The sequence below is a fragment of the Aeromicrobium piscarium genome (assembly GCF_007421815.1).
In the GTDB taxonomy this organism is placed as follows: Bacteria; Actinomycetota; Actinomycetes; order Propionibacteriales; family Nocardioidaceae; genus Aeromicrobium; species Aeromicrobium piscarium.
The window spans coordinates 372,696-388,183 of the sequence record NZ_VLNT01000002.1 but is presented as its reverse complement, the minus strand read 5'-3'; the positions used below and the strand labels follow the sequence as shown (position 1 = coordinate 388,183).

General features: G+C 66.7%; 15 protein-coding genes. 1 reads left to right on the top strand and 14 read right to left on the bottom strand.

All coding sequences use genetic code 11. From position 1 onward, the window contains the following. Positions 1-34: 34 nt before the first annotated feature. The 5 genes from FNM00_RS04715 to FNM00_RS04695 form a co-directional block, all read right to left on the bottom strand. Complete coding sequence (locus FNM00_RS04715) at positions 35-1,126, bottom strand: M23 family metallopeptidase (RefSeq protein ID WP_143911935.1); 1,092 nt, start codon at positions 1,124-1,126, stop codon at positions 35-37. A 12-nt stretch (positions 1,127-1,138) separates the two neighbouring features. Further along, positions 1,139-1,825 carry a hypothetical protein gene (locus FNM00_RS04710; protein ID WP_143911933.1) on the bottom strand — a complete coding sequence of 229 codons (687 nt, stop codon included), beginning with the start codon at positions 1,823-1,825 and terminating at the stop codon, positions 1,139-1,141. A 14-nt stretch (positions 1,826-1,839) separates the two neighbouring features. Then, entirely contained in the window at positions 1,840-2,844 is a 1,005-nt protein-coding gene (locus tag FNM00_RS04705) for a ParB N-terminal domain-containing protein (RefSeq protein WP_143911931.1), read from the bottom strand. Then, complete coding sequence (locus FNM00_RS04700) at positions 2,837-3,682, bottom strand: hypothetical protein (protein ID WP_143911929.1); 846 nt, start codon at positions 3,680-3,682, stop codon at positions 2,837-2,839. Before FNM00_RS04700 ends, FNM00_RS04705 begins: the two co-directional genes overlap by 8 nt. A gap of 403 nt (positions 3,683-4,085) precedes the next feature. Continuing rightward, a complete protein-coding gene (locus FNM00_RS04695) occupies positions 4,086-5,012 on the bottom strand; it encodes a bifunctional DNA primase/polymerase (RefSeq protein WP_143911927.1) in 927 nt (308 codons plus the stop codon). 354 nt (positions 5,013-5,366) lie between these two features. On the opposite strand from FNM00_RS04695, the gene FNM00_RS04690 reads away from it, so the two are divergent. Beyond that, positions 5,367-6,842 (top strand): serine/threonine-protein kinase, encoded by a 1,476-nt coding sequence (locus FNM00_RS04690; RefSeq protein WP_185972973.1) that lies wholly within the window; start codon positions 5,367-5,369, stop codon positions 6,840-6,842. A gap of 168 nt (positions 6,843-7,010) precedes the next feature. On the opposite strand, the gene FNM00_RS04685 is transcribed toward FNM00_RS04690, so the two are convergent. From FNM00_RS04685 to FNM00_RS04645, 9 genes are read right to left on the bottom strand one after another with little or no spacing between them, the layout of a single operon-like run. Beyond that, positions 7,011-10,064 carry a LysM peptidoglycan-binding domain-containing protein gene (locus FNM00_RS04685; protein WP_143911924.1) on the bottom strand — a complete coding sequence of 1,018 codons (3,054 nt, stop codon included), beginning with the start codon at positions 10,062-10,064 and terminating at the stop codon, positions 7,011-7,013. Then, complete coding sequence (locus FNM00_RS04680) at positions 10,061-10,483, bottom strand: pilus assembly protein TadG-related protein (protein ID WP_143911922.1); 423 nt, start codon at positions 10,481-10,483, stop codon at positions 10,061-10,063. Before FNM00_RS04680 ends, FNM00_RS04685 begins: the two co-directional genes overlap by 4 nt. Then, on the bottom strand, positions 10,480-10,908 hold the full coding sequence (locus FNM00_RS04675; protein ID WP_143911920.1) for a TadE family protein: 429 nt from the start codon (positions 10,906-10,908) through the stop codon (positions 10,480-10,482). The genes FNM00_RS04680 and FNM00_RS04675 overlap by 4 nt, the downstream gene beginning before the upstream one ends. Then, positions 10,905-11,312: a TadE/TadG family type IV pilus assembly protein gene (locus FNM00_RS04670; RefSeq protein ID WP_143911918.1), complete on the bottom strand. Its 408-nt coding sequence runs from the start codon at positions 11,310-11,312 to the stop codon at positions 10,905-10,907. The genes FNM00_RS04675 and FNM00_RS04670 overlap by 4 nt, the downstream gene beginning before the upstream one ends. Next, positions 11,281-11,454, bottom strand: a complete 174-nt coding sequence (locus FNM00_RS04665; protein ID WP_246065055.1) for a hypothetical protein — start codon at positions 11,452-11,454, stop codon at positions 11,281-11,283. Before FNM00_RS04665 ends, FNM00_RS04670 begins: the two co-directional genes overlap by 32 nt. Positions 11,455-11,489: 35 nt before the next feature. Beyond that, positions 11,490-12,392, bottom strand: a complete 903-nt coding sequence (locus FNM00_RS04660; protein WP_143911915.1) for a type II secretion system F family protein — start codon at positions 12,390-12,392, stop codon at positions 11,490-11,492. Continuing rightward, positions 12,389-13,246, bottom strand: a complete 858-nt coding sequence (locus tag FNM00_RS04655; RefSeq protein WP_143911914.1) for a type II secretion system F family protein — start codon at positions 13,244-13,246, stop codon at positions 12,389-12,391. Before FNM00_RS04655 ends, FNM00_RS04660 begins: the two co-directional genes overlap by 4 nt. Continuing rightward, positions 13,243-14,718, bottom strand: coding sequence for a TadA family conjugal transfer-associated ATPase (locus tag FNM00_RS04650; RefSeq protein WP_143911912.1), 1,476 nt, complete (start codon positions 14,716-14,718; stop codon positions 13,243-13,245). The genes FNM00_RS04655 and FNM00_RS04650 overlap by 4 nt, the downstream gene beginning before the upstream one ends. Further along, positions 14,708-15,484 (bottom strand): CpaE/TadZ family protein, encoded by a 777-nt coding sequence (locus FNM00_RS04645; protein WP_143911910.1) that lies wholly within the window; start codon positions 15,482-15,484, stop codon positions 14,708-14,710. Before FNM00_RS04645 ends, FNM00_RS04650 begins: the two co-directional genes overlap by 11 nt. Between the last annotated feature and the right edge of the window lie 4 nt (positions 15,485-15,488).

Below are 15,488 nucleotides of genomic sequence, written 5' to 3'. Positions count from 1 at the left end.
CGATACGAGTGGATGCCCCATTATCTGCAGTGTGTTAGGGCTTGGCCGTGAAGTGGAGGTGGTCGTAGTGGCCGCCGGTGATGCTGGCGGGGTCGTGCATGCCACCCCCGTCGTAGGGCCGCCACCCTTCGGCTGATCGGGCGACCGACCAGATCTTGCCCTGCCAGATGAGGTATTGGACGCCGAGCGTTTCGGCGTTGGCCTTCATCCAGTTGGTGACTTTCCAGCCAAGGTCGAGGGCCGGTCCTTGTGCGGCGACGCCGATGGAGTTGCCGAAGGTGCCGTCGCAGGCGCGGCCCAGGGAGTGCTCGGAGTGTTGGCCGGGGCGAGGGGAGAAGCACGACCAGGCAGTGGTGGGGAACTGCTGGCGGACTTGCGCCAGGATGTGCGCGGTCCGCTGTGTGATGTTGCCGGTGGTGGTCGGGTCGTCGACCATCCCGGTGGGGTTGTCTCCGTTGTACGTCGTCGGGTCGCCGTCGGGGCCGCAGTCGCCGGTGGCGCTCGGCGTGCCGGTGGCGAGGTCGACGGCTCCTTGCGCGTTGAGCCAGGGCACGGGGTCTGCGGTGGCGGCGTTCGCGCCGCCGGGGCGCAGTTCGAAGTGCAGGTGCGGCCCGGTGGCGTATCCGGTTGATCCGACGGAGGCAATCTGTTGGCCCGCGGTCACGCGATCGCCGGCTCGAACCATGATGCTGGCCTCGGTCATGTGCGCGTACCCAGTGGCCACAGGCTGCCCGGCGACGGTGTGCTCGATCAGGATCAGGTTCCCGTTACCCGCCGATGGGCCGGCGGATGCGACCCGGCCGTCGGCTGCAGCGAAGATCGGCGTTCCGGATGGGGCAGCGAAGTCAACACCGGAGTGCAGTTTGTAGATGCCGGTGATCGGATGGAGACGCATCCCGTAGTTGCTGGTCTTGACCCAGGTTCCAGCCGGCAGGGGGAACACCACCCGCGACGACTCACCGACCGGCACTGGTGTCGGGTTGTCGTTGTTACCGAAGAAGTTGATCGAGGTCAACGGCAGGCAGGATGCCTCGGCTGCCGGGTTGAGGATGGCGGTGAGTGACAGCAGGACCGTCGCAGGCCCGAGCATGAGCGCGACAAGTCCGCCGATGAGGGCCTTCTGCATGGGGCACCTCGCCTACTCCAGCGGTTCGTCGAGCAGGGAGAGCCGCAACAGACGGCACTGTTCGTACGTCGGCGCGCAGGTCATGAAGACGGTGAAGGCGACGTCGTGCTGGCTGGCGACCGGTTCGCCGTCCCACACGCCGTCGCGGTGCCGCACTCCGGTGATCGTGTAGGCGGTCGTCCCGGGCGCAAGGGCACTGCCGGCCTGGTCCAGAGCCGTGTCCCACTCTGCGGGGACCTCGACGGTCTCGACCTCGATCCACTGGCGCGTCTCGTACTCGCGCAGATCAACCCAGATCTTCTCCGGTGGCAGGTATGCGTCGACGTCACTGATCAGCCCAGGCGACGACTCGCCAGTCGGATCGGCCACGGTGGCGATGCGCTGCAGGTACCCCGCCCGCGGAGCCAACGACGAGGTATCCCAATCGAAGATCGCGTGAGCCACCAGCTCGGCGAAATCCTCCGGATCTGTGACGGGCGGCAACTCCGGCAGGGTGCCGTCGTCCGGCATGCCGGACGGAACCGCGTCCACCTCAGGCACGGTCGTGACCGGGGGAGTACTGGGCGGAACGCTGTGCGGCTCGTCGCGGCTCAGCAGCGCGTAAGCGAGCGTAGAGATGAGTAGCAGGGCCGTAACGATCGCCAGGACGATGAGACGACGCCGACGAAGGTCGGGATCGTAGCTGGGGGAGCGGAGCATGATCAGGTTCCTCCTCACGCGTCCACGAGCGCATCGCTCGGCTGGTTCTCGCGTGCCTCGCGCGCGGCGTCGGCGAAGGCCACCGACTCGGCGAGGGTCTTCTGGAAGGAGTCCCACTGGTCGTCGGTCAGTTCACGACCGACCTTGACCGGGTCGTACCGGTTGACCCATCCGGCCAGGTCGTCCCACATCAGCGTGAAGGAGTGCACCGAACGGCGGGCGGCCTCGGCAGCAGCTTCACGCTTGAGCCGGTTCTCCCGGATGCGCCGTGCTCGATCTGCTTTGGCATGGGCCAACGCCCGAGCGGCCAGTTCCTCAAGGTCCTCCGCCTCATCCTCGTCGTTGGGCGCCTGTTCGGCTGCGGCGACGGCGGCTCGGACCCGCTGATAGCTGGGGTCGACTGCCCCGCCTTCACGGATCCGCTCGAGTTCTTCTTCCGCGACCTTGCGCACGCTGCTGGGCGTCGACTCGTCGGCGGCGATGCTCTCCATCTTGCAGATCTGTTCCAGCCGCGTGTGCGACGCGGAGTTCGTCACCATCTGGGCCGCTTGGTTGCGCGACTTTCCCGGTTCGGTGTGCGGTGGTGCCGAATCGGCACCACCGTCGCCTTCTTCACCGTCGTCGGCGCCAAACCGGGTGGCCCGCTGCCGGCGGGCGGCGTCCTCGGCCAGGAGCGTCTTCAGTTCCCGATACAGCGCTGCAGCATCCAGCGGGGAGAGCGGCCGGTGCATCGTGTTCTCGTCCTGCTCGGCCAGAAGCTGGGTCAGGTGGTCTGAGACCCCTGTTCGGACCCAGACCCGCAGCGTGGGCCAGCCCAGCTGCTTCACGGCCACCAGCCGACGATGCCCGCACACCAGTACGCCGTCGGGAGTGATGGTGACCGGCTGCAACAGCCCGAGACGTTCGATCGACCGCATGAGGGGCGCCAGGTCCCGCTCGGCATCGGAGCGATGCCGCACCCCGACCTTGATGGAGTCCACACGACGCTCCAACTCGATGTGCCCGTGCGCATCAGACATGGGAGACCCCCTCATGACTGGGGGCGGTCGCCTCGAACACATCGGCGAAACACGGCACGCCACTGAGTTCGCCCGGCAGGTAGCCGAGCGCAAGCAGTTGCAGGAGTCCGCGGCCCTCGCGAGCGCGTTCATGCGTGGGGAGCTGGTTGCCCAGGAGCGCCTGCAAGACAGCGATCCAGTGATCGTGCGACAGGTCGAGCAACGCCTCGGCGTGGTGATCACGCGTCAGGCGGGCGTACGCCGTGGCGCGATTGCCCGAGCGGATCAACTGGCTGCACACGTACTCGACGCACCCCGTGGCCGTTGGTTGCGGCCATCCGTTGTCGACCATGATCGACGCGGCGTGCTCGGCTGCAACCCACGCGTTAGTCGGCTGGTCCGCGTCTGGTTCCTCACCTGCGTGGTCGTCGTACTCGTCATCGAGCTGGTCGGTGACGTGGAACGCCGGGTGATAGTCGGTCAGGTCGTTCTCGCGTTCACAGAATCGTTCCGCGTCGTGGTGAGCTGCAACCTCGGGACGGCGTGCCTGGTGGTTCGAGCACAGCAGTCCTTGGGCGCGGGCCTCGTAGATCAAGGTGACTTGGACGGCCCGGGTGACCACCGCCCACGGGTCGATAGCGGTCCGGACCGCGCGGGTCCGCATCGCTTCGAACGCGGCATAGGCAGCATCCTCGGCAGCCAAGTCGTACTTGCGTGCCAGCGCGGCGTACTTCTTAGTCGCGAACTGGATCAGTTCGTCCGCGTCCGGATCTTGCTGCCAGGTTCCGGTGGGCGAGTAGTGCAGCCGCACGAGCAGGAGACGCAAGCCCTGCGCGGTAGTGAACGATGGCGTCTTCACAACTCCACTCCTTCGTGCGCAGTGGTTGTCGCCGCTCGGGCGATAGCCGACCTGGTCGTGCGGTGCCCCGCCTTGGCGATGAAGGACGGGGCACGCCGAGCCCGAGTAGCCAGAGCTGTTTGCAGGTCGATGCCACGACCGACAACGGGCGATCCGACACGCATGGCGAGTTCGGTCGGGCGCACCCAGGCGATGCCTTGGGCGCCCTGCTGGCTGGGCATGACCGGCTGTTGGGAGGGATCGCGCCGGACTGCCAACGCGGGAGGATCAGCCGCTTGAGTGGCCTCGGGGCGAGGCCCGGCTTCATCGGCAAGTCGGTCGAGTCGACGGTCGTAGGGGTCAGGTCCGTTCATAGAAGGTTCCTCGTGAAGTCTGGGTGGGTCGGCAAGGTCGGGGGTGAGCGTCAAAGGCGCACCCCCCCAGCCGTTCGAGAAGGGCCCAGGCCCTCACCCGCCACAGACGGAGGTCCCAGACGGTTCGCGATTCGGTAAGCCGAACGGATCGTGGTCATCGCCTCGCGCTCGGTCAGACCAGCCGACTGGGCAGCCTCACCCAGCACAGTGGCGGCGACGTCGAACCGTTCGCCCGACTCGGCCACGCGGCACGACGCCCAGAAGAGCCCGCGGTTCCTTTCGCCCTCACCGCGGGTGGCGACCCAGGAAGCAAGCCGGTCCGGCCGCGCTCCGAGGTTCGGCAGGTCAACTGGGGGACGGCTCGGGCGAGGCGGCTCCAAGAATCGACGAAGTGCGTTCGCGTCGACAGCGTCGGGTTGACGACCGGCGACCTTGACGACCCGGTACGGGCGCGCCTCGCCATCGGACTGGACGACGGCAGACGGCGGTAGCACCACGTATCCGCCGTCGCCTCGGAAGTCGACGTGTCGCCCGGGGGCCTGCCACGACCGCTGCTCGACCGAACCCGTCCGGAGGAAGTACGCGTGCATCCCACCCGAGGGGGTCGAGACCACCCACGCAGGTGTTCCCAGGAGACCAGCCGATCGAGCCGGCTGCAGAGCATCGAAGCCGCTGCCGGAGACATGCACGTCGATGTCCACAACGTCGACGCCAGAGGCGAAGCCGGTCGGCATGGCCACGTTCGCGTCGGGCCACCGACGCCACCATTCGGTCACGACGGAGATATCGGTCGAGGCGTCGTGGAACCCGTGCTCGGTGAGCGGATTCTTCTGCAGAGGAACGCACGGGAACACCGGCACGCCCGCAGACGCGAGCACCGCCGCAGCGTCCGCGGGTGTCGCAGACTGCTCCAATTCAGCCACCAGCGCTGGTGACCAACGTGGTGAGCTGGTGGCGTGGAGTGTCGAGTCGGTCATAGGCTCGACGATCCTCAGAACCCGTATCCGACTTCGTACCCCTTACCGGCCGGTAGGCGTGGGGGTACACCCGTACCTCTACGCGTTTGCGCAGGTCAGGCGGCGTACCCCCAAATGAACGGCCGATGGCCAAAATTGTTCGCGGTGGCGCTTCGACGTGTCGAGCAGATGCCAGCAAATCTTGACAACTTGCGTCACGGTCAAGACCTACCAATCCGGTGGCTTCATCCGTCGCTGAGGAGTGAAGAAGGATCTCCCGCTCTGGTCCGACCTTCTCCACCCACGCGAAGTACCAGGGTCGAACTGGCCCGAACCACCTCAACGTGTCGGACGCAAGACCTAGACTGGTTCCCCGTGGGAGATGAGTTGAACCAGCCGTGGATCTTCGGCACTCAGATCGGCGGAGGCGGGTTCGCTCGCGTCGTGGAGGCAACCGACGGAGGCGGCGTGGTGCACGCAGCGAAGTTCGTTAAGAAGCAGCCGGGTGCATCACGAGAGATGTTGCTGGCCGAACTCGACGGCGTGCGCAACGTCGTTCCGGTCGTCGACTCCGGCGAAGTCGGAGACGAGTACGTCCTCGTCATGCCCCTGGCCGAGACATCCCTGCGCGATCACATCGATCAGGCCGGGCCGCTCTCACAAGCGGACGCGCTTGCCGTTCTGATCGATGTCGCAATCGCACTGACAGACCTGGACGGCGTGGTTGTTCACCGGGACATCAAGCCCGAGAACGTACTGCGTCTGAACGGGGCTTGGTGCCTCGCCGACTTCGGGATCTCTCGATACGCCGACGCAGCAACTGAGTCCGGAGAGACGCGAAAGCACTTCATGTCTGGCCCGTACGCCGCACCGGAACAATGGCTGGCCAAGCACGCGACGCCAGCTACCGACGTCTACGCCTTCGGCGTGCTGGCGTTCGAGTTGTTTGAGCAACACCTTCCCTTCGATGGGATGACGTGGGAGGACCTCCGCGAGGCGCATCTGCACTCGGATTCTCCCTCTATGACCGTCGGCCCGGCGCTCGCCGCGTTGGTTCAGGAATGCATGTTCAAGGCCCCCGAGGCGCGACCCACCGCTGCGAACCTACTGGCACGATTGAGAAAGGCGCAGGAGCGCGCTGCCGACTCTCGGTGGTCGCGTCTCGCGTCAGCCAACCATGCGGTGGTCCAGCGTCGAGCGGCGGCTGACGCGGAGACCGCCCGGGAGCAGACCGAGTTTGAACGCCGTCAAGACCTGTTCGCCGCAGCGACGGCATCGTGGTGGCGGATCAGCGACCAGTTCCACGAGATCGTCAACGAGTACCTGAGTGCTGCGACGGTGGTCGTTCGGCATGACAAGCACTGGTCGATCGAACTGAACGATGCAATGCTCGGTCTCTCCTACCCAGCGTTTCAGACTCCGTTCAGACCTGAGATCTCCTTCGACATCGTGGCGACGTCAACACTGAGCCTGCTCACGCCGAAGCGGACCGAAGGCGACCAACAGTGGATTGGGCGTAGCCACTCGCTCTACTTCGCTGATGCTTTCGTCGAGGGCGAGTACGCGTGGTTCGAAACGGCCTTCATGGACATACCAATGATGAACCGCACTGGCTTCCGCGATCAGGAACCCTTCGCGATGAACGACCTGGGCGAGAACGCCTTGCACCACGCTCTCGGATCCGTGATGGGCACGCGTCAGATCGCCTGGGGAATGACACGCATCGACGCTGGCGATTGCGACGACTTCCTCCAACGTTGGTTCGATTGGTTCGCATCCGCCGCCGAGGGGACGCTGCAGCGTCCGAACCGCATGCCTGAGAAGGACGTCCCTCGCAATTGGCGCCGCTAGTCGGAACTCAGCGAGGCGAGCAACTCGCCAAGGGGCAATTTTGACGACCGGCCGGTCAGGGCCCGTCTCGCCAAGGTGTCCCGCAGAAGTGGGTCAGTCTTCCATACCTCTCCTCGGTTGAAGGCGAGCAGCTGGTTCACCTAACGCCTCGTGGAGGTGTCAAGGGCTTCAATCCTTCGGTCTTTTCGTGCCCTGGCTCAACTCAACGGAGGTCCGTATGGAGACTTCTAATGGCCCAAGGGAGTCATCGCTCCGGTTGTGGACTGCGGCTGCGAGGAACTCTCGGGCTGCGTCCTCGTGCCCCTGCGCTACCAGCACCGCTGCACGATCGACGCGCGCGATCTCGTCATAGGGCGAGGCCACTGTCGCAGTCTCGACCGCCTGGGCAGCTCGATCGACGTCCTCTCTGCGCAGCGCAGCGGTGACGACGTCGTGTGCGACGTCGACGATCGAGCAAGCCAGGATCTCGTCGTCGCGAGAATCGGCATCGAGTAGCCAGCTCCAACCGGTTTCGCGGAGGTCGGCGAACGGCGGACCCTGGACGAGACGGAGGGCGGTGTCGAAGTCCTGTTGGCCGTCGTCGCCTCTGGATTGGCCGCGGGCTCGGAGGCGTCGGAACAGGTCCGCGTCGACGAGTACGTCGTCGACTTGGTAGGTCCAGACTCCCGCCTCGCCGGCGGCGCGAGATTGTGCTGCGGGCGGCAGGTAGGGGCGGCTGGTGCGAGGGTTCTCGCCTAGCCACTTGCGGACCACGCCGATGTCGATGCGGACACGATCCTTGCTCATCGAGAACGCCTCAGCGACCTGCTGGGATGAGACCCCTTCAGGGTGGAGTGCCAGGTAGGTGAGAAGTTCGACGTAGTGCGGCTTGCGCCGCGCGACTGCGGCTGGGTTGCCGTGTGCCGTGGCGCGCACCGGTCCCAGTAGGTGCAGCTTCGGGACCCGGCTGTCGGCGTCGAACCAGGCGGCGACGTCATGGTCGAGCGTGGGGTCGAGCGCCACAGATGATTTCTGATGCGAGGGGCCGGAGGTCTCATCCACGGTCTCGGGTTCAGGTGCAGTATCGGCGATGTCGTCAGCTGTGTGCACGACTTCCTGCACGGAGGGCGGGGCGTCGGCGTATGCCGTCACGAGATTCCCCGAGCGGTCCGTCGCCGCACGCCATGCTGGTTCTTGGGCGTCATGGACAGGCGTGGGTACGGGTGCAGCGTCGCGGGTGACGGCGACGATGGCTGCGGTCGCGGCAGCCTCGTCGGCCGTGAGTCCAGCGCTGGTGAGGTGGAGTCCGAGATCTTGGATGTGCAGGCGGCTGTCCCCGGTCAAATGGAACGAGACAGAATCGGTGACAGGGGAGTTGCTTGAGGTCACCACAGTGGCGCCGAGCCGGCCGGTGCTGTCGGCGATGACGCGGATCAGCGGCTCGGCCGCATCGACGTCGCTCGCGATGACGGCATGGAACATCTCAGGCTCGTTGTCACCTCGGGTCGCAAGCTCAGCCGAGAGGCGGTCGAGGAAGCCGACGTCGTCCGGCTCGTGGTGGTGGAGTCGCACCGGATCGAGGTCGGCGAGTTCGGTGGCGACGCCGACCGTGTCGATGTCGGTGAGAATGCCCCACGGGCTGAGCGTGAGTTCGGCCGTCATGGATCGCGCGAGCGCAGTTGCTGCTTCCTGGTCACCGGTGAGCGTGATGGTGCCGAGTTCTTCCAGGTTGGCCAGCACCGGGTACCCGTCGTCAGTGGCGCCGATGGTGCACAGCAGCGGCCAGGGCGCCGGACTTTCGGGGTCGGGGAGCGGTTGGTCGAGCTCGAAGGTCCACGCATCGTCCGTGCCACCCCATCCGGGCGGTGGCGCGGCCGGTCCGGCGAGGTGGAGAGTCACGCACCGGTCGGCGAGCTCGATGTGCTGGAGATGAGGTTGCGGCTGCCGAGTCAACTCCAGTCCGTCGGCGAGGTGCCGTAGCAGGCGGTCGAGGTCCTGGAGTCGGAGTACCGTGCCGGCGCTGAGGCGTGCGGTCTTTTCGACGGCAACCAGTTCCTGGGGAGGCGGCTCGATCACTTCGCCGGGGCTCCGGTAGCGCAGTTGGGTACGGCGGTGGGCACGCAGGACGAGGAAGAGGGATCCTGCGAGGACGGTGCCGGCACCGGTGAGTCCGGGAAGCAACCAGGTGGGTGTAGCGGAGTTCTCGTCGAGGTCGCTGGATTGTTCCTCGACAGCCGTGTTTGCCGGTGATTCGACGTCGGGGGGTGGGGGAGCCGGTGTGGATTCCGGAGGAACAGTCGGGGCAGTCTGCGGAGGTGGGTTCGGGGTCGAGTCCCTGGGGGTGGTCTCCTGCGGCGTCTCGTCGACGCGTGGCGCGTCGTCGGGGATCTCGAGTTCCCAGCCCGGGTAGATCAGGTCGGGATCGGTCAATGTGTGGCCATCGGGTTGGATGATGTCGTCGGAGGCTTCGAAGATCTCGTCGTAGCGGGTCGGGTCGCCGAGTTTCTCGTCGGCGATGTCCCACAACGTGTCGCCGGGCTCGACCACGTAGGGGCTGTCCTCGGGATCGACCGCCGTGGTGGCTTCGCTCGCGGGGAGTTGCAGCACCGTTCCTGCGGTGAGGAATCCCGGTCCGTCGGGGAACAGGTCGGGGTTGAGGTCGACGATCTCGGTGAATCGAGTGCCGTCGCCGAGGTGGGCTTCGGCGATCTTCCACAGGCTGTCATGTGCGCGGGTGGTGTACGAGTCCGTCGCAGGAGCGGACTTCGCAGGTAGGGCTGGAGGCGGGGTGGCCTCAGCGATTGGTTCTGCAAGTGATGCAGCAGGAGGGGTGGTCTGGACTTCGGTGATGTTGTCGGCATGAGCTGGCGCTGCGGCGAGGGTGAGGCTGAGCGGTTGTGCGACGGCGAACAGGACGGCGGCCGAAGCAACCAATTGGGACGCCAAATGCTGCCCGGCTCCGAGACCTCGCAGCCGTGGTGCGCGCACACCACGAACGGCAGCGACGATCTCGGTGAGCAGGCAGAAGGCCATCACAGCCCACGCGATCCATGCGGTGGCGCCGATGATGATGAGCGCGACGCTGCCGTCATCCGGGCTCAGCAGCCTGAGCCGCAGATCGGCCAGGTCGATAGTCCACGGCTTTGCACCGAGCGCGACGAGCAGCACCGGCACGCCGGCGAGCGCGGCCACGATCAGGAGGGCGGCAACAAGCCCTCGGGCACGGGAATGGGTGCGATTCATCGCTCGACTCCTCCAGTAGTTCTGATCAGGCGTGCTGACGCGTCACCGGTCACCGTGAGATCCCCGATGCCGACCATAGAGAGGAAAGTCGCTTCGTAGATGTCGGTGACGTGGACGACCAGGGTGGTGCCGCCGGTGATCATGACGGTTCCCTCGACCCCGGCTGCGGCCAGGTACTGCTCGGCGGCGCGTCGGGCAGCAGCGGTGTCGAGAGCGACGTACCGGCCTTCCACCGCCGGGGCTGCCTCCACCTGCTGTCCACCGGCGCGGGCTGCTTGGGCAGCGACGTCGTGAGCGCGCTGCTGCGCGTGGACCTGACCGCCGAGGTCGACGGCCAGGCCGACCAGCGTCATCATCACGATGGTCGCGGTGACGACCCAGATGCTGATCGAGCCGCGTTCATTGTGGCGTCGAGTCATGGTGACCGCTCCCGCCACGTGTCGATCGGGCTGGTCATCGTGGCCGAAATGGTCCGGGTGCCAGGCACTCCGGGCACGGACAGATCTGAGAGGTCGAGAAGGCACGACACGGTCACGTCGACCTGTGCTGGCGTGCCGACATCGCGGGAGAACTGCTGAGTGTCGATGTCGACGTCAACGCGCAGGCAGTTGATGCCCTGGTTCGCGAGGTTGGTGACGGCCGCGTCCTTCGCTGCCTTCTTGGCATCGGCCTCGACGCGCAGGATGGAGGCCGAACGCGCGGCATCAGCGGCGGCCGACTCCACGGAGTGACGGACGACAGCGGTGCGGCCGCCGAAGATGATGAGGCCCACGAACAGGGCGAAGGCCGGAACGGCGATGGCGGCCTCGACTGAAGCGGATCCGCGGTCATCTCGGCGCTTCATGGGGCGGTCACCCGTTCGACGGGGACGGTGGCGCTCTGTCGGATCACAGGGTTCCAGCCGGGGATCACGCTGAGGCTGCGCGCCTCGACAACCACGGTGGCCGTGGTCGCCGTACGTTCTGCTTGGGCGACGGCGTGTTGGAGGACGTCGTTGCCGATGTCATCGATGAACGCGTTGGCAGCGTCGACACCGCGAGATTCGCTTCCGGTCTCCGCCCCGGCTGCTCGCGCACCCTCCTGCGCGGCGGCAATCGCGACCGTTCGGGCGTGGTAGTAGAGCGCGGCCTGCATCCCCAGGAAGAGGACCGCGAACAGCGCCGGCAGCAGAATCACGAGTTCGATCGAGACCGAACCACGCTGATCCCGTCGTCGCTCAGTTGATCTTGCCGGCCTGGATCTCGACAAAGGTCTTCACCGCCGCGACCACGATCCCGACGATGGCGATCACCGCCACCGCCCACAAGACGTGCTCAGTGGTGACCGAGCCGCGCTCGTCACGTTTCAGTCGGTCTTCCCAGACGAGCATCAGCGTCGTGACCGCCGTCATCAGTCGCTTCATGGTTTCTTCCTTCCTTCTCACAATCAGGTGCCGCTGAACATGCGCAGCAGGGACGGCGCCACGAGCAGCGCCATGAAGATGACTCCGAGTAGAGAGCCGGGGATCGTCATCCGTTCGCCGACCGCGTTGGCCTGGGCGACTTCGGCGTTGAGCATCGCCGTGCGCATCGCGGCGGACCGGGCACGCAGGTTGCCGTAGACCGCGGCACCCTCCTCGCCGGAGAGCCGCATGATGTCGGCGAAGTCCTCCAACTCGGGCAGCCCAAGCTCCTCAGCCAACGCATGCAGCGCATCCCACGGTGGAAGCCCCGACCAGCGGGACCGACCGAGCTCCTCACTGAGCCGCCGGAACACCCACGAGTCCGCCACTTCAGCAGCGGACTCCATCGCTTGACGGACGCCGGAGCCGTTGTGGCGCTCCAGGGCCACCAGGTCGATGTAGGCGCCAAGCGCCCGCGCGAACTCCACCCGCGCTCGCTTCGCGTCGTCGATGGCGTTGTAGTTCGGGATGAAGAAGCACACCGCCGACAGCGCGACCGAGGCGAACGCCGGCACCATCAATGGCAGCCCGATGCCCAAGACCTCGAAGAAGGCGCCGAGCAGGGGCGGTGCCACCAGCCCGAGGGCGGCGAACGTGAGCTTGTCGCCGTAGAACTTGGCCAGGGGGATCCGCAGCAGCGCCAGTTCCCGAGTCGGCGTGCGCACCCACATCCCGGGAGGAAGCACCCGGATCGCCCACACGCCGAGGCGTTCCTTGCCCGAGGTTGACTCGGTGGTGGCAGCCAGATCGGCGTGCCGGGACGGTGTGAGCCGCCCGAGAGCCTCGGCGAGATCCACCTGAACCGGTAGCAACCGCGCGACCAGCAGCACGCCGCCGAGCATCAGCAGCGCCCCGGCCGCCATTGCCAAGGGCAGGCCCGCGATCACGATGCCCGCCCCAGAGGTCCCGTCGTGCCGACAAGGAAGCGTGCCAACGGTTTCCCGATCGCCATTCGCTTCATCCACACCAACGTCGCGACGTACGCGGCCAGCAACGTCACCAGGATGACCTGCCCCAGCGGGCTGCGGTACGGCTCGACGTACGTCCCGGAGATCGCAAGGATCACCAGGACTCCGACGCTGATGATCGTCACCCACCGGGCAGTGGCGCGAGGCTTGGTCCGATCGGCCTCGATCTGACGTCGAGCACGCACGTCGGCAGAGACCGACTCGGCCAGACTTTCCAGAACCTGCGCCAGCCCAGCGCCCCGACGTCTCGCCGCGAGGATCAGGTTCGCAGCCACCAGATCACCGGTCGCGTCATCGAGCTCGTCAGCGAACGCCCGGATCGTTTCCTCGGTGTTCCACCGCGAACGCAAACGCGCGACCAGGCGCTGCACCTCCGGCCGGATCGCACTCGGGGTCGATCGTTCAGTGGTCACCAACGCCTGCTCCAACCCGATGCCCACCGTGAGAACCCCAGACAGCGACCGCGTCCATTCCTCCATCGCCTCCAGACGGTCGATGCGAGCCGCCGCTCCGGAGGTGGACAGCAGCATCGGCACACCCACGCAAGCCATCGGCACGGCGACCAGCGCGAGCGCCCACCCCGTCACCAGCCACGCCAGGCACCCGCCGACCACGCCCACCAGCAGCAGGCGCTTCGTGGCACCGCTCATCGGCTTGCGCCGAACCGGACGAGACCGCGGCGGCCGCACCGGCGCCGGTTTCAGGCCGACGACCAACCCGATGATTCCGGCGACGATCAGCGCTCCCGCGACGGCCGGCACCAGGGCGATCACGACAGCACCTGCTGCTCGCTGAGGAAGCTGCCGAGGTCGAATCCGCAGGACGCCAGCGCTCGGTACTCCTCGGGAAGGATCGCGGGCCGCGCGGTTCCGGAGGCATCGGGGGAGAACAGGTGTGTCGTGGCGTAGCCGGTCTCGCGTTCGCCCGGAGCGACCGCGATCACCTCACGCACGCAGCGGCGCCGCTGGAAGCCGTCCGCTGCACGCTCGGTGGTGAGATCCAGCTGAACGATCAGGTCGATGGTCGATGCGAGCTTGCTCGTCGCCAGTTCGTGGGTGACGTGCGGTCCCGCCTCCATCGCGCACGTGACGAGCTTGCGAATCGCCGCAACGGCATCAGAGGCGTGGGTGGTTGAGATGGAACCGGTGCCGGACTCCATCGCCTTGATCATCGCCCAGATCTCCCGGCCGCGGACCTCGCCGACGATCTGGCGCGACAGGTTGAACCGGAACGAGTCGATCAGCGCCTCGTCGAGGTTGAACTCGCCGGCCAGGCGACCGTCAGCGCCACGCTCGCCGGAGCCGGGGCGTGCTTCCCAGGCGTGCACGATCTTGTGACGGCCCAGTTCGTTGAGGTGGAGTTCGTACTCGGTCTCGAACGTGCCGATCGCCTCATGCTCATCGATTTCGCTGCACAGAGCACGCACGAGAGTCGTCTTCCCGGCACCTTGGCAGCCCGACACCACGATGGACTTGCGGGCACGGACGGCGGCACGCAGGAACGAGGCAAGCAGCGGGGAGAGCATCCCGCGCTCGACAAGGTCGTCGAGGGTGACCTGCATCAGTCGGTGCCGTCGGATAACCACTGATGGCCGAGGTGTCACCCACGCTGCTGCCGCGAGTCGCGAGCCACCGTCGAGCCGCAGGTGCAGGCGAGGTTGTGCTTTGGAGAACCCGCGAGCGTTGACCTCGCTGCGCGAAGCGAGGAAGACCAGGAAGTCGATCAGTTCGGCATCGGAGTCGGCGACGGGTGGTCCCTCGATGAGAGATCCGTCGATGAGTTCGAGCATGACGTTGTCGTGCCCGGCGATGATGATGTTCTCGACCCGGTCGTCGTCGACCAGAGGCTGCAGCCGGCCAAGCCGGAACAGGGAGTCGAACACAGCCTGGGCCAGAGCCGCCTGGGCTGTTGAGCTCCAAGCGCCGCGCCCGTCGTTGACCCGGTCGGCCATCGTCGACTCGATCAGATCCAGCACGATGGCGCGACCCAACTCTGTCTGCGCTGTCTTGTCCAGGCGGGACGACTCGGCGCTCACCGCCTGACTCAACTGCTTCGAGGCGAGGGTGCGCAGCGAGGCGACGACGCCCCAGTCGATGTCTGCGGCGTCGTATGACGAAGCAACTGGCGGATCTGGCGGCTGCGGGGGAGTCGTAGCGGAGGTACTGGGCAGCGGTTGGCCGAACAGCGGCAGGTCGATCAGCCGCGGATCGGCGTTGGTGGGACGGACGAGGTGGTCACTGGACATCGGAGAGCACCTCCGCGCCGAGGCCATTGCGCCGCGCGTTCACAGCGGCGTGGATCGCGGAGATCGCGGCCTGAAGGCTGCGAACCAACGGCCTGCGATCGAACCGGTCAGGGATCCTCACGCCGCGGTGCAAGACCGCTGCGGACTCCGGATCGTCGGTGACCACTGCATGGACCGGCAGCCCGAGAACGTTGCTGACCTCCCTGGCCGAATACGGCTGCCCCTCGCCCACGAGCATCACGCCAGGGTTCGCCCACGCCGGATGACCACGCTGGACGGCTTCGGCCCATGACCGGGTGGCCGCGATGGCAGGCAGGTGCGTTCGACACAGGATCAAGGAGAGATCTGACTCGGCGAGCACGGGCTCTGGCCACCCGACCAGACCGAGGCGACCACAATCGACGATGACGTCCTGGCCAGTCGCTTCGAGATCCTGCAGCGCCGTCATCAGCGGGCCCCAGAGTCCGGTGAGTGCCGGTGCCTGGGTGTGGGCCCGTGGGCCGGGGATGAACGCAGCGGTCGAGGACCCGATCGGTTGTGCGATGCGGGGCAGCAGGTCGGCCACGTCGTCAGCCGAGAGGGCCAGTTCGACCAGGCCCCGGTCGTAGGACTTGATGCCGCGGAAGTAGCCCGCCAAGATGCCGGACCCTCCGGTGGCGTCCGCTTCGACCAGCAGCACCGGTCGTGGCCACAGCAACGCTATCCCGAGTGCGGTCGTCGTGACTCCCGGGGAGCCGGACGCAGAGCAGAGCGCAATGACAGCCATGACG